This window comes from Deltaproteobacteria bacterium (assembly GCA_016178705.1).
Classification (GTDB): Bacteria; Desulfobacterota; Binatia; order HRBIN30; family JACQVA1; genus JACOST01.
Map to the genome: position 1 here is coordinate 777,316 of JACOST010000014.1, position 23,921 is coordinate 801,236.

22 protein-coding genes are annotated in these 23,921 nt (G+C 64.2%); 11 read left to right on the forward strand and 11 right to left on the reverse strand.

The annotated features are described in order from the left end of the window. Positions 1-57 precede the first annotated feature (57 nt). The 3 genes from HYR72_11590 (at position 58) to HYR72_11600 (ending at position 2,221) form a co-directional block, all read left to right on the forward strand. The gene (locus HYR72_11590; GenBank protein ID MBI1815614.1) at positions 58-780 is read left to right on the forward strand and encodes a nucleotidyltransferase family protein; all 723 of its coding nucleotides are present in this window, start codon (positions 58-60) and stop codon (positions 778-780) included. Between the two features lie 142 nt (positions 781-922). Beyond that, positions 923-1,708, forward strand: coding sequence for a hypothetical protein (locus HYR72_11595; protein MBI1815615.1), 786 nt, complete (start codon positions 923-925; stop codon positions 1,706-1,708). Between the two features lie 120 nt (positions 1,709-1,828). Next, a complete protein-coding gene (locus HYR72_11600; protein ID MBI1815616.1) occupies positions 1,829-2,221 on the forward strand; it encodes a YkgJ family cysteine cluster protein in 393 nt (130 codons plus the stop codon). A gap of 71 nt (positions 2,222-2,292) precedes the next feature. On the opposite strand, the gene HYR72_11605 is transcribed toward HYR72_11600, so the two are convergent. Further along, positions 2,293-2,868 carry a CoA pyrophosphatase gene (locus tag HYR72_11605; GenBank protein MBI1815617.1) on the reverse strand — a complete coding sequence of 192 codons (576 nt, stop codon included), beginning with the start codon at positions 2,866-2,868 and terminating at the stop codon, positions 2,293-2,295. A gap of 4 nt (positions 2,869-2,872) precedes the next feature. After that, complete coding sequence (locus tag HYR72_11610; protein MBI1815618.1) at positions 2,873-3,061, reverse strand: hypothetical protein; 189 nt, start codon at positions 3,059-3,061, stop codon at positions 2,873-2,875. 381 nt (positions 3,062-3,442) lie between these two features. Between HYR72_11610 and nthB the strand changes: the two genes are divergently transcribed. The 5 genes from nthB to HYR72_11635 are packed head-to-tail and all read left to right on the forward strand — an operon-like array spanning position 3,443 to position 5,959. Then, a complete protein-coding gene (gene nthB / locus HYR72_11615) occupies positions 3,443-4,072 on the forward strand; it encodes a nitrile hydratase subunit beta (GenBank protein MBI1815619.1) in 630 nt (209 codons plus the stop codon). Next, entirely contained in the window at positions 4,069-4,659 is a 591-nt protein-coding gene (gene nthA, locus HYR72_11620) for a nitrile hydratase subunit alpha (protein MBI1815620.1), read from the forward strand. Before nthB ends, nthA begins: the two co-directional genes overlap by 4 nt. Positions 4,660-4,667: 8 nt before the next feature. Continuing rightward, positions 4,668-5,066 carry an SRPBCC domain-containing protein gene (locus tag HYR72_11625; protein MBI1815621.1) on the forward strand — a complete coding sequence of 133 codons (399 nt, stop codon included), beginning with the start codon at positions 4,668-4,670 and terminating at the stop codon, positions 5,064-5,066. 21 nt (positions 5,067-5,087) lie between these two features. Continuing rightward, complete coding sequence (locus HYR72_11630; protein ID MBI1815622.1) at positions 5,088-5,579, forward strand: isoprenylcysteine carboxylmethyltransferase family protein; 492 nt, start codon at positions 5,088-5,090, stop codon at positions 5,577-5,579. After that, complete coding sequence (locus HYR72_11635) at positions 5,576-5,959, forward strand: nitroreductase family deazaflavin-dependent oxidoreductase (protein ID MBI1815623.1); 384 nt, start codon at positions 5,576-5,578, stop codon at positions 5,957-5,959. The genes HYR72_11630 and HYR72_11635 overlap by 4 nt, the downstream gene beginning before the upstream one ends. A gap of 33 nt (positions 5,960-5,992) precedes the next feature. Here HYR72_11635 and HYR72_11640 read toward each other — a convergent pair whose 3' ends face one another. The 5 genes from HYR72_11640 to HYR72_11660 form a co-directional block, all read right to left on the reverse strand. Continuing rightward, a complete protein-coding gene (locus tag HYR72_11640) occupies positions 5,993-7,384 on the reverse strand; it encodes an NAD(P)/FAD-dependent oxidoreductase (protein ID MBI1815624.1) in 1,392 nt (463 codons plus the stop codon). A 43-nt stretch (positions 7,385-7,427) separates the two neighbouring features. Further along, a complete protein-coding gene (locus tag HYR72_11645; GenBank protein MBI1815625.1) occupies positions 7,428-11,087 on the reverse strand; it encodes a hypothetical protein in 3,660 nt (1,219 codons plus the stop codon). 137 nt (positions 11,088-11,224) lie between these two features. Beyond that, complete coding sequence (gene hpnI / locus HYR72_11650; GenBank protein ID MBI1815626.1) at positions 11,225-12,475, reverse strand: bacteriohopanetetrol glucosamine biosynthesis glycosyltransferase HpnI; 1,251 nt, start codon at positions 12,473-12,475, stop codon at positions 11,225-11,227. Positions 12,476-12,613: 138 nt separating this feature from the next. After that, the gene (locus HYR72_11655) at positions 12,614-14,383 is read right to left on the reverse strand and encodes a GMC family oxidoreductase (protein ID MBI1815627.1); all 1,770 of its coding nucleotides are present in this window, start codon (positions 14,381-14,383) and stop codon (positions 12,614-12,616) included. Beyond that, the gene (locus tag HYR72_11660) at positions 14,380-15,489 is read right to left on the reverse strand and encodes a gluconate 2-dehydrogenase subunit 3 family protein (protein ID MBI1815628.1); all 1,110 of its coding nucleotides are present in this window, start codon (positions 15,487-15,489) and stop codon (positions 14,380-14,382) included. The genes HYR72_11655 and HYR72_11660 overlap by 4 nt, the downstream gene beginning before the upstream one ends. 222 nt (positions 15,490-15,711) lie before the next feature. Here HYR72_11660 and HYR72_11665 point away from each other — a divergent pair, with 222 nt between their 5' ends. Then, positions 15,712-16,173: a hypothetical protein gene (locus tag HYR72_11665; protein MBI1815629.1), complete on the forward strand. Its 462-nt coding sequence runs from the start codon at positions 15,712-15,714 to the stop codon at positions 16,171-16,173. A gap of 113 nt (positions 16,174-16,286) precedes the next feature. Here the strand turns inward: HYR72_11665 and pyrF are convergent, their stop codons facing one another. Then, positions 16,287-17,051 (reverse strand): orotidine-5'-phosphate decarboxylase, encoded by a 765-nt coding sequence (gene pyrF, locus HYR72_11670; protein MBI1815630.1) that lies wholly within the window; start codon positions 17,049-17,051, stop codon positions 16,287-16,289. A gap of 35 nt (positions 17,052-17,086) precedes the next feature. Continuing rightward, on the reverse strand, positions 17,087-18,805 hold the full coding sequence (locus HYR72_11675; GenBank protein MBI1815631.1) for a proline--tRNA ligase: 1,719 nt from the start codon (positions 18,803-18,805) through the stop codon (positions 17,087-17,089). Positions 18,806-18,933: 128 nt separating this feature from the next. Between HYR72_11675 and HYR72_11680 the strand changes: the two genes are divergently transcribed. Continuing rightward, positions 18,934-21,300, forward strand: coding sequence for a glycoside hydrolase family 3 C-terminal domain-containing protein (locus tag HYR72_11680; protein ID MBI1815632.1), 2,367 nt, complete (start codon positions 18,934-18,936; stop codon positions 21,298-21,300). 58 nt (positions 21,301-21,358) lie between these two features. Then, complete coding sequence (locus tag HYR72_11685; GenBank protein ID MBI1815633.1) at positions 21,359-22,141, forward strand: DNRLRE domain-containing protein; 783 nt, start codon at positions 21,359-21,361, stop codon at positions 22,139-22,141. Positions 22,142-22,223: 82 nt separating this feature from the next. Here the strand turns inward: HYR72_11685 and gloB are convergent, their stop codons facing one another. Together gloB and hpnK are read right to left on the reverse strand one after the other, a co-directional pair. Next, entirely contained in the window at positions 22,224-22,991 is a 768-nt protein-coding gene (gloB, locus tag HYR72_11690; GenBank protein MBI1815634.1) for a hydroxyacylglutathione hydrolase, read from the reverse strand. Positions 22,992-23,045: 54 nt separating this feature from the next. Next, positions 23,046-23,915, reverse strand: a complete 870-nt coding sequence (gene hpnK, locus HYR72_11695) for a hopanoid biosynthesis-associated protein HpnK (protein ID MBI1815635.1) — start codon at positions 23,913-23,915, stop codon at positions 23,046-23,048. Between the last annotated feature and the right edge of the window lie 6 nt (positions 23,916-23,921).

Below are 23,921 nucleotides of genomic sequence, written 5' to 3' on the forward strand. Positions count from 1 at the left end.
ACTGCCCCCTGCCTACTGCCAACTGTTTCCCGGCCTACTGCCCTCATGACCCGCGCCATGATCCTCGCCGCCGGCTTCGGTACGCGCATGCGTCCGTCGACCGACCACACGCCCAAGCCGCTGCTCGACGTCGCGGGACGGCCGTTGATTGCGTATCCGCTGCTGCTCCTACGATCGGCGGGGATCACCGAAGTGCTGATCAACCTGCACCATCTCGGCGCACAGATTCGCGCAGCGTTGGGTGACGGGAGCGCGTACGGCGTTCGCATCACGTACTCCGAGGAAGATCCCATTCTCGACACCGGCGGCGCGATCAAGAACGCGGAGTCCTTTCTGCGCGAAGACACGTTCGCGATCCTCAACGCCGACACGATCGTCGATCTCGACCTGCCGGCGATGCTCGCATTCCACCGCGCCCGCGGCGGGATCAGCACGATGATGCTGCGCGACGATCCGGAGGTGGCGCGCTATGGCGCGATCGAAGTCGATACCGACGATCGCGTGCGCCGTTTTCTCGGCGTTCCCACCGAAGTCGCCATGCCCCTGACGCCACTGATGTACGGCGGCGTGTGGATCTTCGAGCCGCGCGTCTTCGAGTACATGGAGCGCGGCGTGTACAGTATCGCCAAGCGCACCGCGATCGACCTACTGCGAGCCGGCGAAGTGCTGTATGGCTATCGCTACGACGGCTACTGGCGCGTGATCGATACGCCCGACGGCTTAGAGACGGGTCGTCGAGATTTGACAAGCGTACATCTGCGGTTTCTAAACGCCCCGTGAGAGCGGGCGATTTGCTGTACGCAGTAACAGCTTGAGGCGAGGCGCTTGGTAGAGCAAGCAGGAGCTGCGCGGTGAGCGATTCTGCGGGCCGTGTGCGGAGGCTCTCTGCCAATAGGCGAATCCGCGGCATGATGAAAGTCGAATGGATCTGAGCCCCAAAGAGATCAAGCGACTCTACGCGGCGATCCGATCTGAATTCAGCGATCTGCCGATTCAGAATGCGCGGAACATCGCGGCTGCTGCGGGGATCGACATGACTCGTTTGCCTGTGGGCCAAGCTGCCCAGAAGCGGGCTGCGGTGTTGCCCGCTATCGACCTCGCATTCGGCGAGCTGGATGCCAAGGCTCAAGTCACCGCGTTGTGTATCCTGGCTGAGAGAGTCGTGAAGCAGAACCCTGAGATCGCAGCACGAGTCCAGGAAGTCTTGAGTCGCCACGGCTTTCAGTTCCTGGATGGTACGTTTGTTCCAGTAGCCCTACTGGATGCCCGAGAATCCCACTACCTCCCACCATCGTCGGCCTCCGAGATAGCAAAAGCGACGGCTCGCCTTGTTGATGGTGACGAGAGCGGCGCTATCACCGCGGCATGCGGCGCGGTGGACCTCGCGACCCAAAGTGCCTACCATTCTCTCGACTTGGGCGATCCTGGAAAGGTTTCCTTCTCAGCCAAGGTAAACACCGCTTTCAAGCGGCTTTGCGTGTTCGATGACATGGAGCAGGCCTTTGTGGAATTGGGTATGTCGGAGTCCGATGCCTCTTCCGTCGTAGAGGATGTACGATGCGCCACCAACCGCGCCGCCCAGGCGCTGCAGACGCTTCGCCGTAGCATGGGGGACGTCCACGGCAGTAAGCCGGCGCTTCGGAGCACGGCATACGACGCGATCAAGTGGGCGTCGGCAATCTGTGCACTACTCGATGGGAAGATATGAACCGGTGTCGGTGGCGCTCTTCCATCGAATCGGCGGTTCCGCTGAGATTGGGATACGAACCAAAGTGAGTAGGCCGTGCAAGCGATCCCGGACGAAGGATCAACTAGCTGCTGAGAAGCGATGAGCCTCTGCAATCAGTGCGGCGCGTGTTGCCGCGTGTTGACGTTGCAGCAGTCGCCCGAAGAGATTTGGGCGATGGCGTCGATCACCAGTGTGCTCGGCATTCCCTCCGACATGCCGTTCGCGGCCAAGCATTGGCATCCGCTGACGCGTGACGAAGCGCTGGAGCGCAATCCGTTCTACGTGTTGCGTCTGCCGAAGGACGCGCACCTCTATCGCTGCGATCAGCTCGGTGACGACGGCCGTTGCCAAGCCTACGAGGAGCGCCCGCTCGTTTGCCGCGGCTATCCTTGGTACGACCAGCCCATTCGAGAAATGGAACTCGCTGATCAGAACTGCGGCTATCACTACGACGAGGTGATGGAGTTTGTGATCCGGCGGCCGGACTTGTGATTGCGGACTTGTGATTGCGGATTGCGGAATGCGGAATTGGCGGAGTCGGACCACCGACTGGGAATGCGGAATTAGCGGAGCAGTTCGAGGAAGCCGGTCAGCATGCGATACGTTAGGCCCCACACGCGGTAGCCCTGGTAGACGAAGGCCGGGAAGTCCTGCTCGTTGCCGTTGAGGCGGCGCATGTAGGTGCCTTTCGCTTCTGGTGTGGTCAGAAACGGGAGCGGCAGCCAGACTGTGGATTTGACTTCGCGATGGTCGGGTTGGGGAACGACGTCGCGAGTGAGGGCGTAGACGTACGGACGGATCACCATGCCCAACGGACGATCGCGGGCGATGGCTTGCACGTCATCCAAGTGACCGAGCAGATCCGCCGTGGTGCGCAAGTCGATGCCGACTTCCTCGTGGGTCTCGCGCGCGGCGGTGTGGAACAACTCGCCGTCGTTCGCGTCTTCGCGGCCGCCGGGCAGCGCCATGTGTCCCGACCATGGATCATTCGCTCGCTCACTGCGCTCGATCAGCAAGACGTCGCAGGTCCGCTCGCGTTCGCGCAGGATCATAGCCACGGCGGCGCGCGAGTAACCGTTGTGCGCGGCGACCGCCGGCTGATGGTGCCGCAGCCGTTCGCGAATCGCGTTCAGGTCCATGGTTTCATTCGTCGTCCGCAAGGTGCCGCTGTTGAAACGCCGCCCAGTCGACTTCCCACTGCGCTTCCGCGCGTACCCGCATCCACGTCCGCCACGCGTAGATACTCAGGCCGATCAAGGCCGCGGTGGTGACGACGGGCGACACCAAACGGCTGGTGAGCGTGAGCGCGCGAACGACGGTGTGGGTGGTCATGAAGCCTCCGGGTGGAAAGCTAGTGTAGGGGGATCGTGCGATGGACGCAACGCGGGTCTCCGGGCCGAAACGGCACCGCTCATACGGAGCGAGGGAAAACCGACGGCGCGGTTTTCCCTCGCGCTCTCATTCGCGCCCGCTGCGCTCGGCTATGGGCCACGTCTCTGTGAGCCGGCCCCACGCGATGGCTCGTCCAGCCGCGTCGGAGCTGCGATGCCAATTATGGGCATGTGGACGCACACGGTGGCCTCTGGGTTCGATGACCCGATTGCTGTGCCTGATCGGCTCCGGTGACTGGACTGCACGCAATCCTTCAACCGATTGGCTAACTCGTTGACAAGCGAACCCCGGCGGCTCTAGATCGGGCGCGAGCGGCGCGTTATGGATGGCATTCACGATCTCGGCGGGATGAGTGGGTTTGGTTGCGTGGAGGTCGAGCCGAACGAACCCGTGTTCCACGAACCATGGGAGCGGCGCGTGTTCGGCTTGAATGCTGTCGGCATCGTCGTGCTGCGCGCGTACAACGCCGACGAGTATCGCCACGCGATCGAGCGTATGAACCCGGCGCATTACTTGGCTGCCTCGTACTACGAACGCGTGCTCACCGGTGTCGCAACGTTGCTAGTCGAAAAGGGCGTCCTGACCCACGACGAGCTGGAGGCGCGCGCCGGCGGTGTCTTTCCGCTGTCGCGATCAGCGCTGTCGCCGCGTGCGACTGACGTCGCTCAACGCGTCGGCCCACGCTTCGCGGTAGGCGAAGCAGTGGTCGTCCGCACAATGCATCCGGTTGGCCATACGCGGGTACCGCGCTACGCGCGGGGCAAACGGGGCGTGGTCATTCATGTGGCCCCACCCTTCTCGTTCCCCGATGTCGCCGCGCACGGTCTGCCGCAGCGCAGCGAGCCGACCTATCATGTGCGCTTCGCCGCGCGCGAGTTGTGGACGGATGCAGCCGAGAACAATGCGACCGTGGTGGTCGATTTGTGGGAGAGCTACTTGGACGCGCCATGAGCGACTCGCGATATCCCGTTCCACCTGCGACCGCGGCGGCGCGCGCACAGGCGCTGGAGACGGCGCTGAGCGACAAGCAACTGGTGCCGGACGGCTTCATCGATTCGGTGACCACACGCTACGCCGACAAGACCGGTCCGCAGAACGGCGCCAAGGTTGTCGCGCGCGCGTGGATCAATCCGGCCTATCGAGAACGGCTGCTGCACGATGGCACCGCCGCATGCGCCGAGTTGGGCTTCTATGGAGCGCAAGGCGAATATATCGTCGTGCTCGAAGACACGCCTACGCTTCACAACGTGATCGTCTGCACGCAGTGTTCGTGCACCGCGTGGCCGGTGCTCGGCTTGCCGCCCGATTGGTACAAGAGTCCCGCTTACCGCGCGCGAGTGGTGCGTGAGCCGCGCGCGCTATTGCGCGAGATGGGATCGGATCTTCCCGAGTCGATCGAGATTCGCGTGTGGGATACCACCGCCGAGACCCGTTACCTCGTACTGCCGCTGCGACCCGCCGGCACGGACGGATGGAGCGAGGAACAGCTGGCGGCAATCGTCACGCGCGAGGCGATGATCGGCATCGCGCGGTTGTGAGCGCAGCGATGCCGAAGACGATTCAGCAAACGGTTCAACTCTCAGCCCCCGCCGGCGACTTGTACGATGCCTATCTCGATCCGGAGCGGCATGCGGCGATCACGGGTGCGCCGGTCACGATCGCTGCGGAGCCAGGCGCGCCGTTTCGCGCGTTCAACGGCATGCTCTCGGGACGCATGTTGCATACGCTGCCGCAGCGGCTCATTGTGCAGACCTGGCGCTCCAGCCAATGGCGAGAAGACGATGTGGACTCGATTCTCGTCCTGACTTTTTCTCCCGACGGCGCCGGCGGTCGCATCGATCTCGTGCACGTCAATGTCGCCGACCACGACTACGACGGCGTCAAGCACGGATGGGAGAAGTACTACTGGACACCGTGGCGCGCGTACCTCGACCGTCGCACCTGAGCCATGACCGAACGCGTGTCATTGATTGTTCGAACCCTGCTGTTCACGATCTTCGTGCCTGGATCAGTCACCGTGCTGGTGCCGCGGATGCTGTTGCGGTCGGACATGGAATATCCGCTGCCGCTCGGGGTCGTACGGTTCGCCGGCGCGGTGATCATCGTTGTGGGCGTGGCCATCTATCTATGGTGCGCGTGGAACTTCATTGCGGCCGGCCACGGCACCCCGAACCCGCTCGATGCACCGCAGCAACTCGTCGTGCGCGGCCTCTACCAATTTACGCGCAACCCGATGTACGTCGGCGTCGGATCGATCGTTGCGGGCGAGGGCGTGCTGTTCGAGTCCGCCACCTTGCTCGCATACGTGACGTTGCTCATGCTGCTGTTTCACCTGCGCGTCCTCACGTACGAGGAGCCTACCTTGCGACGACAGTTCGGCGCGGCGTTTGACGCCTACTGCCGGCGCGTGCCACGTTGGTTGCCGAACCTGCACTCCCAAGAAGGACCCCTCCAATGAACGCAACGCTCGCGAAACGCCTCGCCCGTGTGGCCGACTCTTCGACACTGCGCTTGACCCACTATGGTCGCAAGAGCGGCAAACCCTACGAAGTGACCATCTGGTACCTGGTTGAGGGCGACACGATCTATCTCGTGACCTCGAACGTGCAACGTCAGTGGACGCGCAACGTGCAGAAGCGATCGAAGGTGTCGTTGCAGATCGATGGCGAGACGTTCGAAGGCACGGCGAGCCGCATCACCGCGGTCGCCGAGCGCGCGCACGTCAATGAGTTAGTGGGGCAGAAGTACTGGTACGTCCGGCCGCTGCTGTGGTTGGTCGAGACGTTCGGACTGCCCGACCACGGCGGCGCCTTCCGCGTCCGCTTGCGGACGCAGTGAAGCGCAAAGGGCGCAGACAGCGCTGCTGTTCGCCTAGCCGATCAGTCGGGCGCACTCGAGCGCGGAGTGTGCGGCGGCGTCCATTTGGATCGACGGAAGATTGATGGTCTCGCCGACGAAGTAGAGGTGCTCGACCGACGGGGCGCGGATGTCGGGTCGAGGAGCCGCCGAGATCATGTATTCGCTGCCGTCGCGGGTGACCCAGCGGCGGCGCCAGCGGAGTTTCTCATCAACGTCGCGATAGATCTCGCGCACCATCGTGTCGAAGTCAGCAACGATGTGATCGACGGCGTCGTGATCGCCGAGCACTTCGGGGCGCACCAGTCGCATGCCTTGCAGGATGTGCTTGCCGGGCGGCGCGTTGTGCGGCGAGTGCAGCGACGCCCACATCAGGCCACCGCCGAACGTGCGCGTGGCGCCGACGAGCAAACGCGTCCAGCCCAGGAAGCGATCGGGCGCGCCGGTCTCGCGCAGCGTCGGCACGTCTTCGAACGCATAGGCGACGCTCACCGTGCCGCCGACCTTGGCGTAGTGATGCGCGTTGGCGACGAATTGGCTGGGAAAGTGACGATCGGAGATGAGATCGAAGAGGGCCCAGATCGGCACGTTGCTGACCACGGCGTCGGCGTCGAAGCGTTCTTGGAACGGGGCCGCGCCGTGGGCCAACACTCCGGTGGCGCGATGACCTTCGACGATGATCTCGTCGACCGTCGTGGCCAGGCGCAACTCGGCATGGTTGCGTTCCAATGCGTGCCGTATCGCTTCAACCAACGCCCTCACGCCGCCGATCGCATTGGCACCGCAGTACTCGGGCTTTGCCGGCCGACCCGGCGTGCGGTTGCGTTGCAGCATGCGGGCGAACTCACCGATCGACGCGTGCATCGGTTCCTTCGAGCCGAACAGCATCAGCGTGCGCCGCAGCGCGTTGGCCGACGTGGGGTTGGCGCCGGCGGTGCCGAGCCAGTCGCCGACGGTGGTGTGCATCAGTACGGCGGTCTGGGCATCATCGAGTTGCGCAAGTTGCGCCAGGACGCCGCTGAAGGTGCGGAACTCCTCCGGTGAGATGCGATAGACTTCTCGCACCGTGTCGGCGAGCGCGGCCTGATCTCGCCCCAGCCATGGGAACGCGAAGCGCTTGCCGTTGAGACCTTGCACGAAGATACGCATCACCTGATCGGCGGGAATCTCGGATCCGATCCAGTCGGTGACGCCGGCCGCGGCGAGCGCCTCATCGAGATGTTTGTTGGGCCACAAGAACGCGCCGCAGTCGACCACGAAGCCGTCAACGTCGTAGCTGCGCAGGCGGCCACCGGCACGTGGCTCGCGTTCGAGCACGAGTACGCGGCGGCCCCGGCGCGCCAAGATGGCGCCGGTCAGCATGCCGCCGAGCCCGGCACCGATGACGACGACGTCCCACCGTGACATCAACTGGCCTCGCAACTCCGCGTGGTGAAGTGTCGATCCTTTCTCAGTGCAGTTGCAACGTCACGTCGCGTATTTGCGCCGCGGCGGACAGGAACACGTCCATCTGCGCGCGCCCGACGCCGCGCCGGCTCGCTCGAATCGTCTGCTGACCAAGAACGAGCCGGGCGATGCGGAAGTGTCCATTGGTGTCCGTGACGGAGCGCCGTCCCCCGCGTCCGCGCACGGACGCGCCAACTACCGCATGACCCTGGCCATCGGTGACCATGCCGGTGACTTCGCCGACCCGCTCGATCTGCATCGGCGCATAATCCAGTGTGCCGACAATCTTGAGCGTGGTGGGAGTCGACGTGCCCAACACCGGGGTGTCGGGCGGGCTGAGTTGAATGTCGACTAGCGTGACCGTGCCAGTCGATCGATTCAGCGCCGAGCCGTTGATGGTGTGTTTCGGATCGTCGTCCATCGGCAGTTGCGACGTCTGGGTCGTGAGGTTGAACGTGAAACGAATCGGCGCACCTTCCAACGCCTGGGTCATGCCGACGTTGGGGATGGAGATGTTACCGGCGCTGTCGATCGTGCCGGTAAAGACATTGTCGTCGACGTTGAAGACCACGTCGCCACCGATGGTGTGGAACACGCCAATGGGGAAGTCGGCGCCGTTCATCGTGACGATCCCCGTGCGGCTGTTGATGGTCATACCGATGTGGGCTCCAGTGATCGGGATCGGGAATGTGAAACCAAAGTCGGGCGCCGCCGTAGCGGCCGTCGTGACGGTGAGTGTCGCCCGAGCGTCTGCGTTGCCGACGGGACCGTGCGGCGCCTTAAGGAATGCGACCAGATCGTCGAGCTGCGTGCGCGACAAGATCGAGGTTCGACCATGGCGGTCGTCGACGTTGCGGCCGGTGCCGGCGGCGTTGCAATCGTCGAAGTGCGAGTTGCACGGCATCACGACATCGAGCAACGTCGCCGCGCTGCCATCGTGCAGATATGGCGCGGTGTTCCACACATCGACCAAGGTTGGGGTGAGATACTCGGTGAGCGCGCCGCGACTACCCGGGATTGGCATCGCGCGATTGGGGAAGACGCCGCCGGGGGCGGTGGTATCGGCGATCATGAAGGGATCGGTCTTGTCGAAGATGTTGGCGGTACCGACGTCGTGTCGCAGGTATGGGTTATTGGTAGCACTCACCGGCTGATTCGGATCGAAGCCGGCTTCGCCGGGCATCAGGGGCCGCTTGTCGGTGAATTGTTGGTTCTCGTCGGAGGGGCCGTTGTGACAGCGTGCACAACCCACGCGCGGATCGTTGAAGATGGCGCGCCCGCGCTGGGCGGCGAACACAATCGCCTCACCATGCGCGCCGATGTTGGGATTCCGCACGTACTCGGTTTCGCTGTAGACGTAGTCGGCCATGTGGGTGAGGCGAATGCCGGCGATGCCGCTGGTGCCGGGGATGGCCCGGTTGGGTGCGCCGAGATCGTCGGAGTCGTTGACCGGATCGGTGGTATGCGAGCGCATGATGAGGGCGCCGATGCACTTCTCGGGCAAGTGTTCGTTCCCGTCGCAGTCGCCCGCGCCTTGCAATGTGCGGAAGGCATGCTCGAAGTCTTCCACCTCGTCGCGATCGGCGTTCCAGTGAATGGTGCCCATTGGATTGAAGAAGCGATGCGCTTCGGGCGCGACCAACGGATTGGCGAGCGGAACGAATTTCAGGTTGGCCTGACAGGTCGTCAGCGGTGAGCCGCTACCGCAGTCTGAGTCCGTCGTGCACGGATGATCAATCTTAGCGGAGTCCGCGGCCTTGTCACTGCATGTGCCAGGGGCGAGCGACGCGCGGCCGCGCAGATCGCCGGTGTTACGCAAGCTGGCGCCGAACTGCGAGTTGTCCCACGTGCGGCCGTCGTTGCCGGTTTCGGCGTGACACGATGTACACGCGAGATATTCGGCGTCGTGGCCGGTGCTGACGACTGCGCCGGGCTTCGACAACGTTGCCGGATCCTGAAAGTTGCTGGGCGGCACCGGCGTGTCGAGACCGATGTTGTTGGCGAGGCTGGCATCGCGCGCCGAAGTGCTGAACAGAATTTCGCCGTCCAGCAGTTCCGGCGGCAGCGGATCATGCTCGGTGCTGTTCACCACGCCGAGAATCTGCGGCATACATTTCCGCTGATGCACGCAGCGGATGCCGGCATCGCACTCGGCGTCGTTCATGCACAGTTGGATCTGTCCGCCGTGCATGCCGTTGGCGCACACACCCTGACCGGTCGAGGCGCAGTCGAGCGGCGTCGAACACGCATTGTGCGGCGGTGTGGCGCAGCGATAGCTGTCGGGGCGGACGTCGATGACGGTGACCGTGCGCGCGAGCGAGTTGACGCTGTACGCGCGCGCGCCGTCCGGGGCCACCGCGATGCCGATCGGTGTCGTGCCGATGCCGTCGGAGATCGGCTTCATCGCGTTGAGGTCGACATCGTAGTCGAGTCCGGTCAGCGCGGTACCGTTGGGCTCGCCGGCGACTTCGAGCAGCGTCGGTTCATCGGCGCGCTGCTCGACTTCCGGGGGCAGGTTCATCAGCAGCGGCCCTTCGTAGAGAATGTCGAAGGGGTTGGCGGTGCAATTGCCAGGCCCGTGCGCGGGCGGATCGTCGTTGACGATGCCGCTACGCAACGAATTGAAGAGTCCGAAGCGGTTCGACGTGCGATCAACGGTGTAGGCGATGGTGCCGTCGGCGGAGAAGTCCAAACCCGCGGGCGCGTTGCCACCCTTGACGTCGATGAACTCCTTGACCGTGCCGGTGGTCAGATCAATCTTGGCGATGAAGGAGCGGATGATTTCGTGAAACGACGGCTTGAAGATGTTGCGCCGGCGCGAGGTCGAGCCATCGTCCGGAAAGCCGCTGAACGGAAACGGGAAGCGCTGCGCCTCGGGGAGGTTTTTGAAAAAGCTGCTGCGAATGAACAGCCCCTTGGCGGCGACATTTTCCTTGGTGCCCGCCACCCACACTTGGTTGGCCGTGCCGGCGGGACTGTTGGGCGGCGTCAGCGCGATCACCGACATGAAGTTGTAGACGCCCGGCGCGGAGTTGATCGTCTCGCAGGTGCTGGTATCGAGCGGGATGTCGAATGTGCGCGCGACGGTGTTGGTCGTCGCGTCGATTTCGCTGACGTGGCCGGTCGAGCTCGGTTCCTTAGTGAGATAGTGCGACAAGTAAACATGCGCACCGTCGGCGCTGACGGCGATGCCGCGCGGCGTTCCCAAGACGGGAATCGCGGCGAGCTGGTGAAGGTCCGCATCCAGAACGATCAACGTGTCGGTCCGTTCACAACTGACGTACACGCGCGTGCCGTCGCCGTTCAGGGCGACGCCGAACGGGGCGCAGCCGAACTGCAGCTGCTGCCGAATGACGTTGCCTCCGTCGGTTTGGTCGAAGCGGACGATCAGATCGTCGTCCTGCGCGGTGACGAACACGTGCGTTGCGTCGAGCGCGAGGGTGCGAGGATTGCGACCCACCGCGTACTCGCCGACCCTCGTCAAGCTGCTGGTCGCGATGCGTGCGGCCGTGCCAGATTCCGGGTTGACGAGCCAGACGGCGGCGTTGTCGCTGCTCACCGCAATTGCGCTGCTGTGTGTCGGCAAGCCGTCGGCGTGCGCCATTGCGGGACCAACCACGAACACTCCGACGCCGATTGTGAGTGCAACCATCCACCGTTTCATGACGAGCCCCCTTCCGCGATCGAACCGACATCGCGTGTCTTAGAGGAGAGGAGTCGAAAGGGTCAAGACAAATCGACGCGCTGCGTTGACCGAAGGGTCAACGAGAGTGGTGCGCACACGATGGAAGAAGGGAGTCGCTAGAGTGAATCGGGTGCCGATGACGTCGGCTCCGCGAGCGCGGGTTGTTGCCAAGCGGATGTCGTTGCGGGCGCGGTAACATGAACCATCTCGCCGCCGCGCAGGACGCGGAAATCGTGACCGCTCCATCTCACCGTGTTGCCGAGAAAACTAATCAGCCACACCGCGGAGACGAAGAGATCCTTCGGTAAGACGAGCAGCATGTGAAGCGGCGTGTTGTCCGTGTGGAGGTAGCGGAAGCACATCGCACTCGCGCACCACAGGCGTAGGCCGATCACGGTTGCCGCAATCGCTACACTGGTGGGACTGAACCCGTAGTAGAGCATCGTGAACACCGCCCACATGGTGCCCTGGGTGAACACGCTGCCAAAATAGCCGCCGGGGCGCACGGTGCGGTACGTCCGCGCCCAGCGCACTTGGTGTTGAAAGAGATGTGCCCAGGGACCGACATCAAGGACCGTCTCGACCACGAGATCCGACAACACCAACTTCAAGCCGCGTTGAGCAACCAGGTAGCCGAGGTAGTAGTCGTCGGCGAGATAGTTGCGGATGGCGAGAAAGCCACCGATGGCATCGAGCGTCTCGCGTCGCAGCGCCATGGTTGCGCCGAACGCGTAGCTCGGCTTCTCCACTTTGCGCGCCGCCATCACGTTGGTGTCGAAGTCGGTGCTGATGAACAGCGACTCGACCAACGTCGGGAGGCCGCCTTGGCGCACCGCTTTGTACAAGCAGCTCACGACGCCGACGGCGGGATCGTGCAGGGGCGCGACCACTCGGCACAGATAGTCTGGCGGCACGCGGATATCGCTATCGGCGATCACCAACACGTCGTGGCGAGCGCGCGCGTACATGTTGTGCAGGTTGCTCACCTTGTAGTTCGTGCCGTACACGCGCGGGTCGATGACCAACTCGATGTCGAGCGAGGAAAAGTCGCGCTGCAGTTGGCGCACCACGGCAATCGCGCTGTCACCGGCATCGGCGACGCCGAAGACCACCTGGAACGCGCCGCGGTAATCCTGACGACAAAAGGTTGCGAGATTCTCGTACAGATTGACGTCGAGACCCTTGAGCGGTTTGAGCACTGAGACGCCAGGCTGTGGTGCCGCCGCGGCGCCTGCGCGTTGGCCGTCAGCCCAGCGAAAGAACTCCCGTGCCGAGTAGAGCACGGTCAGGTAGTACCAGATCGACGCCAACACCCCGATGCCGATCACGGCTTGCAGCGCCGAGACGTGGAGGACTGGTAGCATCATAGTGGCGCCCACATGGCGTGCTCGTGACTCCCTTAACCACCTGGTCAGCCTGCGACGCAAAAAAAAGCCGCCCGGCTCGCGGCCGGTTGGCTCCGTCATGCTGACGTTGGTTCCTCGTAGCGCGTGAATGTGAGCGAGTCAAATGTGCGAAGCGATCACGCGTTCCGCGTGACCGGGAGCGACGATGTGGCCGGCGGTTCGCAAGGCGAGGGCGATGATCGTCAGCGTCGGATTGTACCCCGAACTGGTCACGAACACGCCGCCGTCGGCGTTGTAGAGGTTGTCGAGGTCGTGAAATTTCCCGAACGGATCGCACACCGACGTGTGCGGGTCGCTGCCCATGCGCAAGCCGCCCATGACGTGGCGAGAGTCGGGCGGCTCACTGGGATCGTAGGGCTGGAAGAATCCGAATTGCGCACCGGCCGCGCCCAGGATCTGCAGCATCTTCGGCTGATAGAAGGTGCGCGCGTCGAGTTCGAAGCCATGGTTTTGGTACGTCACCATCGGCACCGGCAAGCCGTACACGTCGCGCACGGTCGGATCGAGTTGTACACGATTGGTCGGCTGCGGTGCGTCTTCGGCCTGCATCGTCAACACCGCGATGTGGGCGGTAAACGGGCCTTCGACCAACAACTGCTTCAACGGGAGGCCGACCAAGTGAGCGAACGCCAACGCGTCCGGGCGCAGGAATGCCTTGTTCGAACGCAGCGGCTCCGACGAGGTGCCGAATTCGATGATGCCGCCGAGCGGAACGTCCGAGCGCAAACTCATGCCGCCTTCGGTCACGCCGCGGAAGTCGGCCATGCCGTTGCTGACCGAATTGCCCCGTTCGCCGTGTAGGCGCTGCTTGAAGATGCCGACGGCGGTGGTCTGGAAGTGGTACATCAGATGGCGGCCGAGCTGATCGCTCGAGTTGCCCAGCCCGGGCCCATCGCGATCGGAGAGCAAACACAAGCGCGCGCTCTCCACCGCGCTGGCGGCGAGGATGAAGCGATCGGCGGTGACCGATTGTATCGCACCGTCGGCGTCGGTGTACTCCACCGCCGCAATGCTGTTGCCGTTGCGTACCAAGCGGCGTGCAAAGCAATTGAAGCGCACCTGGCAGTTGCCGGTGAGCAGCGCGCTCCGTAACGTCGTGACCGCCGCCGAGCCCTTCGAGTTGTTGGGACAGCCGAAGCCGCTGCAGAAGCCGCAGTTGTTGCACGCCGGGCGCCCGCCGTAGGGCCGCGAGTTGACCGCCCCGGGATAGTGTATGGGGTGGTAGCCCTTCTTGCGTGCGCCATCGGCGAGGGTGCGCGCGACGTACATCTCCGCGGTCGGCGGCAACGGGTACGGGCCGCTACGTGGCGACGCGAACGGATCAGCCCCCTCCCCGTCGGCGCGGCCGCTCACGCCCGACAAATTTTCGGCCGTGACGTAGAACGGTTGCAGCTCATCGTACGTGAGCGGCCAATCGACGAAGCTGGTGCCGTCGAAGGTTCGGCCGCCATCGCGCAGCGCCGAGGCCAGGCGGAAGTCGATCTCGTTGAAGCGCGGATACTTCATGTCGGCATGCACCGTGGTGCCGCCGACATTGCGCGCCAGCACGTTCACGTCCGGATGCGCGCGCGCCGTCTCGGCCGCGCTCTGGCGAAACGTGCGCGGCTCCACCACCGGGTCCTGCAACACCATGCGGCGGCCGAACTTCAGCTCATCGTTGCTGAACAGCGGAAATGGCAGATGGTCGGGGTTGTCGAGCCCGGGAAAGTAGTTGTTGCCGGCTTCGAGGATGAGCACCTTCATGCCGGCGCCGGCGAGCACATGCGCGGCGGCTGAACCGCCCGCCCCACTGCCGACGATCACGACATCGAAGGGTGCGTCGAGCGCCGTGTTGCCCAGAACGTTGGGCACCGTCGACGGCAAGCTCACGTCGAAGCCTCGAAGCAGAATGGGCTGGGAAATTTGGCATTCGGCTTCGTGAGATCGTTGGTCGCCACCACCGTGAGGAACGCAATCATGGTCGAACCGAAGGCGTGACAGCCCTCGTTGGGGTTGGGCTTCGAGTTCGGCTTGTCGGCCCGCTCGATGTATTGCTGCGTGAGCTCATCGAAGCCGAGCGTGTAACCGAGCGGTTGGCTGTCGCCGTCGAAGCCGACCAATTGCCAGCCGATACGATCGCGATTGCCGCCGTACACCGGGTCGCAGAGCAACCCTTCAACCGAATGGTTGGTGAGCAGGGTCACGAAGTCGGGGTTGATGAGCGTGAGGATCGTGTCTTGATCATCGGGCGCGAGCCGCGCGAACGGCTGGCTGAACTGCTCGTGACTCATCTGTTCGATCTCGGCGATGCCGTCGCGATACTTGCGCCGCAGGTCGACTTCGTCGAGCGTCGTCGCGAGCGGATTGTCCGCCACCTCCGGTACGCTGGCGGCGCCATCGAGGCGCACCTTCCACGCCAAGCGCTGCACGCGATTGAGTGGGATCGCGTTGTCGAAGCTCGGCGTGGGAAACACGTCGGTGGCCTGCCCGGCGGCGAAGTCGCCGAAGGGTTGCCGGCCGCTGAACGGACCGCCGCCGAAGATGGGGCGGGCCGCGAAGAACGCAACCTCGGCGCTGCGCAAATCGATCGCATCGACCACGCCGTCGCCGTTCACGTCGGCACCGCGACAGCCGGCGTCGTCGGCAGTGCCCTGGCGCAGGGCGATGGCGGTGAAGTCGGCGGCCGTGCGGCGATCGTCGCAGTTGGCGTCAACGAACGGCAACGCACTCAGCAGTCCTTGAATGTAATCCGCGACGCCCGCCTCGTGCGCCCCCGGCACCGTATCAGTCGGAATGATGCGCGACACCGCGGCATCCACCGTCGTTAGTTCCGCCGCCGTGAGGAATGGCGCGACCGCTCCGGCCGCCGCCCCGCCGCGCTGCGCGAGCAATCGTCGCGTTGGCAGCGCGAGCGCCACGGTGCCGATTGCACCCAGCCGCAAGACTTGCCGACGCGTGAGTGGGAGGTCGAAGCGAACATTCGACTCGCGCGACATGGCGCGGCTTCTAAGTCGGGGGGTGTTCGATTGTCAAGAACGAAAGAGCCGTGACCCAACGCGGCAGCTCCACCTGGTTCGGTAGTGTTTCGGTTTGAAGCCCCGGGCGACCGCCTAACAAACGTTCACCAACGGTTGACGGCGTGGCGACGGTTTGGTTAAGCAGCCGCCATCCGCTCGGATCGTTCCGGCGAAACCAACACAGCTACGGAGGACTCCTTCATGGACGACGAAAAACTTGCTGAGAAGCTCAAGGAACTTACCTTCACCGGCGGTCACCGCGCCATGTCGATCGAAGACGTGGTGACGATTCAGCCCGGCCTCGGCCGCCTCATGCCCGAGGTCGGCGCCCGCACGTGGAAACTCTTCTACGCCGCCAAGGCCGGCAACTGGCCGATGGCGAAGTTCCAGTGGAAGGAAATCAAAGGCCTGTTCGAACTCGGCGCCTTCACCCGGCCGAAGCACGAGGACGCGCTGAATCAATACATGGAAGAAAACTGGAAGACGCTCGAAGGGCCGCTGGACAAGAAAGACTTCGCCGCCTTCGAAGAGGCCTTCCACAAGTGCGTCGACGCGGCCAACGCCTACCACGAACTGAAGGAGAAGCCGTACATCGTGTGGAAGCTGCCCGACGCACCGCCGCCCGATATGGATCTGCGGCCACGGGGAGCGGCGAAAAAGTAAGAATCGTGACTCGTGAATCGTGAGCCGTGAGGCGTGAGTCGCCGGAGGTAGTCGGACAGCCACAGGCTGGAAGCCTGTGCCACTCACGAGTCACGGTTCACGAGTCACGACGTTCACGGCTTCCGCTCGCTGAATAACCGCACGCGGCGTTCGACGCTGGCGAGGCCGCGCTCCATGGCGGCGACAGTGTCGCGCGCGGCGGCGACCGGATCGCTGGCGTCCCGAATCGGCCGGCCTACCATCAAGTAGTCAGCGCCGGCACGGACCGCTTCTTCGGACGTCATCGCGCGCTGCTGATTCGGATCGTCGCCGTCACCCTCCTGTGCTTGAGCACCGGGGGTGATGATGATGAAGCCGCGTCCGCACTCCTTGCGAATGCGGCCGATCTCGAGCGGCGACGTGATCACACCGTCCATGCCGGCGAGCTTCGCGAGCCGCGCCAAGCGCACCACCTGACCTTCGACACCGCTCATCACGCCAACGCGCTTGAGGTCGTCGCGGTTCAGACTGGTCAGCACAGTGACGGCGAGAATCTTCGGCTTGCGGAGGCCTTCACTGCGGCAGACTTTGCCGACCTCGTTGACCGTGCGTTGCATCATCTCGAGACTGCCGGAGGCGTGCAGATCGAACATGCGCGCGCCCATGCGCGCGGCTTCGACGCCGGCTTTGGCAACGGTGCGCGGGATGTCGTGAAACTTGAGATCGAGAAACACTTCGCCGCCGCGATCGCGGATGTCGCGCACGATCTGCGGGCCGGCATGCAGGAAGAGTTGCTTGCCGACCTTGAACATGCCGACGTCCTGCGCCAGCTTGGCAACCAGTTCGAGCGCCTCGCGCACCGAGCCCACGTCGAGCGCGAAGATGAGGCGCGACCGCATCCCGCTCTGGTGGCCGCCGAACGGCCACTGCAAGGTCATGAGGCCAGCTCCGTGCGCACCATCGTTGCGATGCGCTCGACCACTTCATCGACGCGCACGTCAGTCGCATGCGCGTCGCGCCGGTGTTTGAACTCCACACAGCCGCGCGCCAGGCTCTTGGCGCCGACGGTAACGCGCAGCGGGATGCCGATCAGATCCGCGTCCTTGAACTTCACTCCCGGTCGTTCGTCGCGGTCGTCGAGCAAGACCTCGATGCCCGCGTGTTCGAGTTGAGCCACAAGCGACTCGGCGGCCGAGCGTAAGGCCTCGTCGTTCCAGTTCACCGGCACAACGTGGACGTGCGCCGGCGCGATCGCCAGCGGCCAGATGATGCCGTTGGCGTCGTGGTGCTGCTCGATCGCCGCCGCCGCGGTGCGGGTCACACCAATGCCGTAGCAGCCCATCACCATCGGGTGCTCTTGGCCGCCGGCGTCGAGGTAGGTCGCCTTCATCGGCACGCTGTACTTGGTGCCGAGATAGAAGATGTTGCCGACCTCGATGCCACGGTGCGCTTCGAAGACGCCACCGTCACAGCGCGGACACCGGTCGCCCGCGCGCGCCGCGCGCAGGTCGGCGAACTGGAGCGCGGGAAGATCGCGGGCCTGGTCGATGTCGACGAGGTGATGATCCACTTCGTTGGCGCCAGTGACCGCGCCGCTGATCCCCCGCAGAGCGTGATCGGCGATGATCTGGACCGAGAGACCGAACGGCCCGGCGAATCCGACCGGCGCGTTCGACACCCGCCGCACGGTGTCTTCGTCGGCCAGCGCTACCCACTCCACGCCCAGCGCGGTCTTCAACTTCGCATCGCTGATCTCGTGATCGCCGCGCACCAGCGCGGCCACGGTGGTGCCGCTGCTGGTGCCGTAGAGCAGCGTCTTGATGAAGCGGTCGGGCGGCTCCGAGAGAAACTCGGCGACCGCTTCCACCTTGCCCTTGCCGGGCGTGCGCACTTTGCGCATCTCGCCGGCCCGCGGCGCGGCCGTCGTCGGGATCGGCCCGACTTCGGCGCGCTCGACGTTGGCGGCGTACTCGCAGCGGTTGCAGCTCACGATCGCGTCTTCGCCGGAATCGGCGAGCACCTGAAATTCATGCGCGGCGCTGCCGCCGATCGCACCGGTGTCCGACTCGACCTGGCGCGTCGTCAGGCCGCAGCGCTCGAAGATGCGCCGGTAGGCTTTCGCCATATTCTCATACTCGCGCCAGCAATCGTCGGCGTCGACGTGGAACGAGTACGCGTCTTTCATGATGAACTCGCGCCCGCGCATCAGGCCGAAGCGGGGCCGGACCTCATCTCGGAACTTGACTTGAATTTGGTACAGATTGAGCGGCAGATCGCGATATGAACGCACTTCACGCCGGACGATGTCGGTGACCAGTTCCTCGTGCGTCGGGCCGAAGCAGAAGTCACGGTCGTAGCGGTCCTTCATGCGCAGCAACTCTTTGCCGTAGCGATCCCAGCGCCCGCTCTCTTGCCACAGTTCGGCCGGGCAGATTGCGGGCATGAGAATCTCCTGCGCCCCGGCGCGGTCCATTTCTTCGCGCACGATCCGTTCGACCTTGCGCACCACGCGCAGCCCGAGCGGGAGAAAATCGTAGATGCCGCGGGCGACTTGGCGAATCATCCCGGCGCGCACCATCAATTGATGGCTGATGACCTCGGCGTCGGTGGGAACTTCCTTGAGCGTGGGAATCAGCGACTGGCGAAAGCGCACGAGTGATCCTTCTGTAGTGAGAGTGGGGCGACCTTAGAAGCTGCCGGAAAGCAGGTCAAGTGCGATCGGATTGTCGTGGCATACGGAGACAGTGTAGAGAGCCTGCCGGCTTTCCACGGAGGATCGGCATGGCGGAATCACCAGCGCGCTATCGCGACGCAACCCAACCCCTCGACGCGCGGGTACGTGATCTACTGTCACGCATGACGCTGGAGGAGAAGCTGGCGCAGATCGGCGGCGTGTGGTCGACCAGCTTGCTCGACGATGGCGTCTTCTCCGAAGCGCGGGCCCGCGAGAAGCTCGTGCACGGCACCGGGCATCTTACCCGCATCGGCGGTGCCACCGTGCTTGGCCCCAGTGAAAGTGCCGCGCTGGTCAATCGCATCCAGACATTTCTGCTTGAGCACACCCGGCTCGGGATTCCGGCGATCATCCACGAAGAGAGCTGCGCCGGCTACACCGCCCGCGGCGCAACTTGTTTCCCGCAAGCAATCGGACTCGCCAGCACGTGGGAACCGGCGTTGATCGAATCCATGACCGGCGTGATCCGCGCCCAGATGCGCGCGGTCGGTGCGCACCATTCGCTCGCTCCCGTCCTCGATGTCGCGCGTGATCCGCGCTGGGGGCGCACGGAGGAAACCTTCGGCGAAGATCCATATCTCATTGCACAGATGGGCATCGCCTACGTGCGCGGCTTGCAGGGCGACGACCTGTCGCGGGGCATCGTTGCCACCGCCAAACATTTTCTCGGCTACGGCGCGTCCGAAGGCGGCATGAACTGGGCGCCGGCACACATCGCGAAGCGCGAGTTGCTCGAAGTCTACCTCGCGCCATTTGCGGCAGTGATCAAAGAAGCGAAGGTCGCCTCGATCATGAACGCCTACAACGAGATCGACGGCGTACCACTGGGGTCATCCAAGGAGCTGCTCGGTGATCTCCTCCGTGGCGCGCTCGGATTCGACGGCGTGATCGTCTCCGACTACTTCACCGTGGCGACGTTACACCAGTACCATCGCATCGCACGCGATGAGGGCGAGGCCGCCCGTTTCGCACTCGAGGCCGGCATCGATGTCGAGTTGCCCGCGCTGCACTGCTACGGCGCGCCTCTGCGCGCCGCGATCGAAGCCGGACGCGTCGATGTCGGCTTGGTCGACACGTCAGTCCGCCGCGTGCTGCGGATGAAATTCCAACTCGGTCTGTTCGAACGTCCCTACGTCGATGCAGGCGCGGCGGCCGCGGTGTTCGACACATCCGCACAGCGCGCGCTGGCGCGCGAGATCGCGCAGAAGTCGATCGTGCTGCTGAAGAACGACGGCAACCTGCTGCCGCTGCGCAAAGACCTGCGGTCGATCGCCGTGATCGGCCCGAGCGCCGACAGCGTTCGCCTTCTGCAGGGCGACTATCACTACCCGGCGCACCTCGAGATGATGTTCGGTGCGATCGAGGAAGGCGACATGTCGCCGCGGCCGGCGGGTTCGGTGAACCTAGCGCAGCACTGCGTGCCGATGGTCACGGTGCTCGACGGAATCAAAGCGGTCGTCTCGCCGCGCACGACCGTTCATAGCGCGCTAGGTTGCGACATCATTGGAGTCAGTACCGACGGCTTTGCCGCCGCGGTCGACGCGGCCCGCAAGGCCGAGGTGGCGGTGGTGGTGGTTGGCGAGAAATCCGGATTGGTCGATGGCTGCACAAGCGGTGAGTCGATCGATCGCGCCGATCTCGGCCTCACCGGTGTGCAGCAGCAGTTGGTCGAAGCCGTCGTCGCCACCGGTACGCCGGTCGTCGTGGTACTCATCAACGGAAGGCCGCTCGCGCTCCAATGGATCGCCGAGCACGTGCCCGCGATTGTCGAAGCGTGGGTGCCGGGAGAGGAAGGTGGCAGCGCCGTCGCCGACGTCTTGTTCGGCGACATCAATCCAGGTGGCAAGCTGCCGATCTCGCTACCGCGCTCGGTGGGTCAGGTGCCGGTCTACTACAACCACAAGCCGTCCGGCGGCCGGTCGCATTGGAAGGGCGACTACGTCGGGCTGAGCGCCAAGCCGCTGTTCCCGTTCGGACACGGGTTGAGTTTTACGGAGTTCAAATACGGCTCGCTGGAGGTTAGGCCCGAGAGAGTGACCGCCGGCGATACGCTGCGCATTCGCGTCGATGTGGCCAATGCCGGTGAGCGCGTGGGGGAGGAGGTCGTGCAACTCTACACGCACGACGTGGTCGCGAGCGTCACGCGTCCGGTGAAGGAGTTGAAAGGGTTCGTGCGCGTGGCGCTACAACCGGGTGAGCAGAAAACCGTGAGCTTCGAACTCGCCGTGAGTCAGCTCGCCTTCGTCGATCGCCAGATGAATTTCGTCGTCGAACCTGGCGCGATCGAGATCATGGTCGGCAGTTCGTCGGACGACATTCGGCAAACCGCGACGGTCGAGATCGTCGGCGACCTCGCCGTTATCGGGACCGCGCGCGTATTCTCGACCCCGGTCACCGTGCGGTCGCGCAGATAGTTTGACGCACAGGGGGGAGCGCACTATAGCCCTGTCACTTCATACCGAGGAGGAGCGAATGCGGCGCGCGACGATCATGGTTGGGTTTGCGGTGGCAACGATGATGTGGATCGACTCCGCGTTCGCCGGAGTCACGACGATGACTCCGAGCAAGGACAACACGCTCTACGAGAGCGCGACGGGCGCACTCAGCAACGGCGCCGGGCAGTTCTTGTTCGTCGGCCGCACCAATCAAAAGAACGGCTCGATCCGGCGCGCGCTGATCGCCTTCGACGTGGCGAGCACGCTGCCGGCCGGAGCCAAGATTCGCAGCGCGCAGTTGACGCTCACGATGTCGCAGACGATCGCCGGGTCGGAGTCAGTCGTTCTGCGCCGGGCCAGCGCCGATTGGGGTGAAGGCACGTCCGACGCCCAGATCATGGGTGGCGGCGGCGGCACGGCGGCGACCACCGGCGATGCCACATGGCTGCACCGCTTCTTCAGCACGGACTTATGGACCAATGCCGGCGGCGACTTCGTCGCGAGCGTCAGCGCCTCGATCTCGATCAGCGGCAACGGCGACTATACGTGGGGTTCCACTCCGGCAATGGTCGCCGACGTCCAAGGTTGGCTCGACGACCCGACGAACAATTTCGGTTGGCTCCTGCAGGGCGACGAGCAAAGCGCCGGAACCGCGAAGCGATTCAACACGCGCGAAAACCTCGACACGACATCGGTCCCCGAGCTGACGATTGAATTCGACCCACCTCGTCCGGCGGCGCCAACGCTCTCCAGCGTGTCACTGCTCGTCTTGGCGGCCTTGCTGACGTTGATCGCCGCGCGCCGCCTGCATCTCACCTGACTAGGACGGCGCCTTACCGATTCGCGGCTCCCGCTGTCACGGACTGATTGCTGGTGCGCGGCGCGAAGCACCTTACGCGACGCTAGAACACATCCTTCAAGGCGCGCGTCTTGGCGAACACGCTGACGTCGTCCATCGCCACACCGGGATAGTTCTGCTCGATGCTCGCGCGCAGCTCGGGGCTGCGCCAGCGGAAGAACGGATTGGTCTCCTTCTCCGAGCCGATGCTGGTTGGCGTCGTCGGCTGATTGCGCTTGGCTTGCTCGGTCACCCAGTCGTACTTCTTGCGCAAATCGACGTTCTTCGGTTCCAACGAGAGCGCGAAGCGCAGATTCTTCTCGGTGTATTCGTGGCCGAAGTACACCTGCGTGTCGTCCGGCAGCGCCATCAATTTGGATAGCGATCCGATCATCATCGCCGCATCGCCTTCGAACAAGCGGCCGCAGCCGCCCGCGAATAACGTGTCGCCGGTGAAGACCGCTCGATCACGGTCGAAGTAGTAGGCGATGTGGCCGGTGGTGTGCGCCGGAATGAACAACACCCGGGCGCTCAAGTTGCCGACGCGCACCGTCGAGAGGTCTTCAACGCGATCGGTGAGGCCGGGAATGCGTTGATCGACGCCGTACACCGTGAGTCCAGGCTTCGCGCGCAACAAATCCTCGTTGCCGCCGACATGGTCGAGGTGATGGTGCGTCGGCAAGATCGCGGTGAGCGCGACGCCCTCGCGCGCGACCACGCTCAGCACCGGCTCCGCTTCGGCGCAGTCGACGACGCCAGCCGACTTGGTGCCCTCGTCGATGACGAGATAGGCGTAGTTGTCCATCAGTTGCGCAATGGGGATGACCTTCATGAGTCCTCCGGATGAGTGAACGGATTCCTACCAGTCGCTCGTGGCTAGCACCAGTCAGCCACTCGCGAGGTCGCGGTAGGACATCAACTCGATGCCGAGCGCGCGGATCTGCTCCGCGATGCGCGGGCTAGTCAACGCGCGTAGCTCGGCTTCGCTCTCGTAGTCGGGCGGGCGCCAACGCCGCGCTTCGTCGTCGAGATGAGCGGGATGGCAGTACAGTTCCGTGACACCCTGCGTGAGGAGCGACAGCAGTTGGGAAAGATACACCTCGGTGATGTGCCCGCTCTGATGCAACCCAAACAAGCGATCGGGACAACTGAGATTGCGTGCGCCTATGCGCGGCCGCGCATAGGCGCTCAGCGCGCTGAACGTCAGCCCTTCGGCGACTTTGCGTGGCGCGTGCTCACGGTTGAGGCGCAGCGCCATGCGCAGCGGCTCGCGCGTGAGTCGCAGGGCGCGGATGCCGTAACGATCGGCGACCGCGAGCAAGATGTTGACGATCGTCGGGTGCATGTGGATGTTCACATGGCCGTCGACGTGTGAGAGCGGCAGCCCAGTGGCGAGAAATTTTTCGATCTGCGCTTCGACCTCGCGTTGCACCTGCGCCCGCACACCCGGCGTAAAAAAATATCCGAGCGCGGCGCGAATCGGCTGATTGCGAAAGAAACCGTCACCGTCGACGAGATCGGGAATCGTGCGCGGCGGCAAGGTCGCGCGGCCTTGCGCGAGCACCAAGTGCAAGCCGACGCTCAACCGCGGCACTGCGCGCGCCAGTTCGACGGCTTCATCCGCCGCAGCGCCGCTCACCATCAAGCTGGCGTCGGTCAGAATGCCATCGCGATGCGCTTCCACGATCGCCGCGTTCACGCCCGGCGACATGCCGAAGTCGTCGGCGGAGACGATCAGACGCTTCCGCTCGGTCATGGCTAG

What these genes read in the sequence shown, in the direction of transcription:
- HYR72_11590 (MBI1815614.1), top strand. Translation starts at nt 58, where the DNA reads ATGATCCTCGCCGCCGGCTTCGGTACGCGCATGCGTCCGTCGACCGAC.
- HYR72_11595 (MBI1815615.1), top strand. Translation starts at nt 923, where the DNA reads ATGGATCTGAGCCCCAAAGAGATCAAGCGACTCTACGCGGCGATCCGA.
- HYR72_11600 (MBI1815616.1), top strand. Translation starts at nt 1,829, where the DNA reads ATGAGCCTCTGCAATCAGTGCGGCGCGTGTTGCCGCGTGTTGACGTTG.
- HYR72_11605 (MBI1815617.1), bottom strand. Translation starts at nt 2,868, where the DNA reads ATGGACCTGAACGCGATTCGCGAACGGCTGCGGCACCATCAGCCGGCG.
- HYR72_11610 (MBI1815618.1), bottom strand. Translation starts at nt 3,061, where the DNA reads ATGACCACCCACACCGTCGTTCGCGCGCTCACGCTCACCAGCCGTTTG.
- nthB (MBI1815619.1), top strand. Translation starts at nt 3,443, where the DNA reads ATGGATGGCATTCACGATCTCGGCGGGATGAGTGGGTTTGGTTGCGTG.
- nthA (MBI1815620.1), top strand. Translation starts at nt 4,069, where the DNA reads ATGAGCGACTCGCGATATCCCGTTCCACCTGCGACCGCGGCGGCGCGC.
- HYR72_11625 (MBI1815621.1), top strand. Translation starts at nt 4,668, where the DNA reads ATGCCGAAGACGATTCAGCAAACGGTTCAACTCTCAGCCCCCGCCGGC.
- HYR72_11635 (MBI1815623.1), top strand. Translation starts at nt 5,576, where the DNA reads ATGAACGCAACGCTCGCGAAACGCCTCGCCCGTGTGGCCGACTCTTCG.
- HYR72_11640 (MBI1815624.1), bottom strand. Translation starts at nt 7,384, where the DNA reads ATGTCACGGTGGGACGTCGTCGTCATCGGTGCCGGGCTCGGCGGCATG.
- HYR72_11645 (MBI1815625.1), bottom strand. Translation starts at nt 11,087, where the DNA reads ATGAAACGGTGGATGGTTGCACTCACAATCGGCGTCGGAGTGTTCGTG.
- hpnI (MBI1815626.1), bottom strand. Translation starts at nt 12,475, where the DNA reads ATGATGCTACCAGTCCTCCACGTCTCGGCGCTGCAAGCCGTGATCGGC.
- HYR72_11660 (MBI1815628.1), bottom strand. Translation starts at nt 15,489, where the DNA reads ATGTCGCGCGAGTCGAATGTTCGCTTCGACCTCCCACTCACGCGTCGG.
- HYR72_11665 (MBI1815629.1), top strand. Translation starts at nt 15,712, where the DNA reads ATGGACGACGAAAAACTTGCTGAGAAGCTCAAGGAACTTACCTTCACC.
- pyrF (MBI1815630.1), bottom strand. Translation starts at nt 17,051, where the DNA reads ATGCGGTCGCGCCTCATCTTCGCGCTCGACGTGGGCTCGGTGCGCGAG.
- HYR72_11680 (MBI1815632.1), top strand. Translation starts at nt 18,934, where the DNA reads ATGGCGGAATCACCAGCGCGCTATCGCGACGCAACCCAACCCCTCGAC.
- HYR72_11685 (MBI1815633.1), top strand. Translation starts at nt 21,359, where the DNA reads ATGCGGCGCGCGACGATCATGGTTGGGTTTGCGGTGGCAACGATGATG.
- gloB (MBI1815634.1), bottom strand. Translation starts at nt 22,991, where the DNA reads ATGAAGGTCATCCCCATTGCGCAACTGATGGACAACTACGCCTATCTC.
- hpnK (MBI1815635.1), bottom strand. Translation starts at nt 23,915, where the DNA reads ATGACCGAGCGGAAGCGTCTGATCGTCTCCGCCGACGACTTCGGCATG.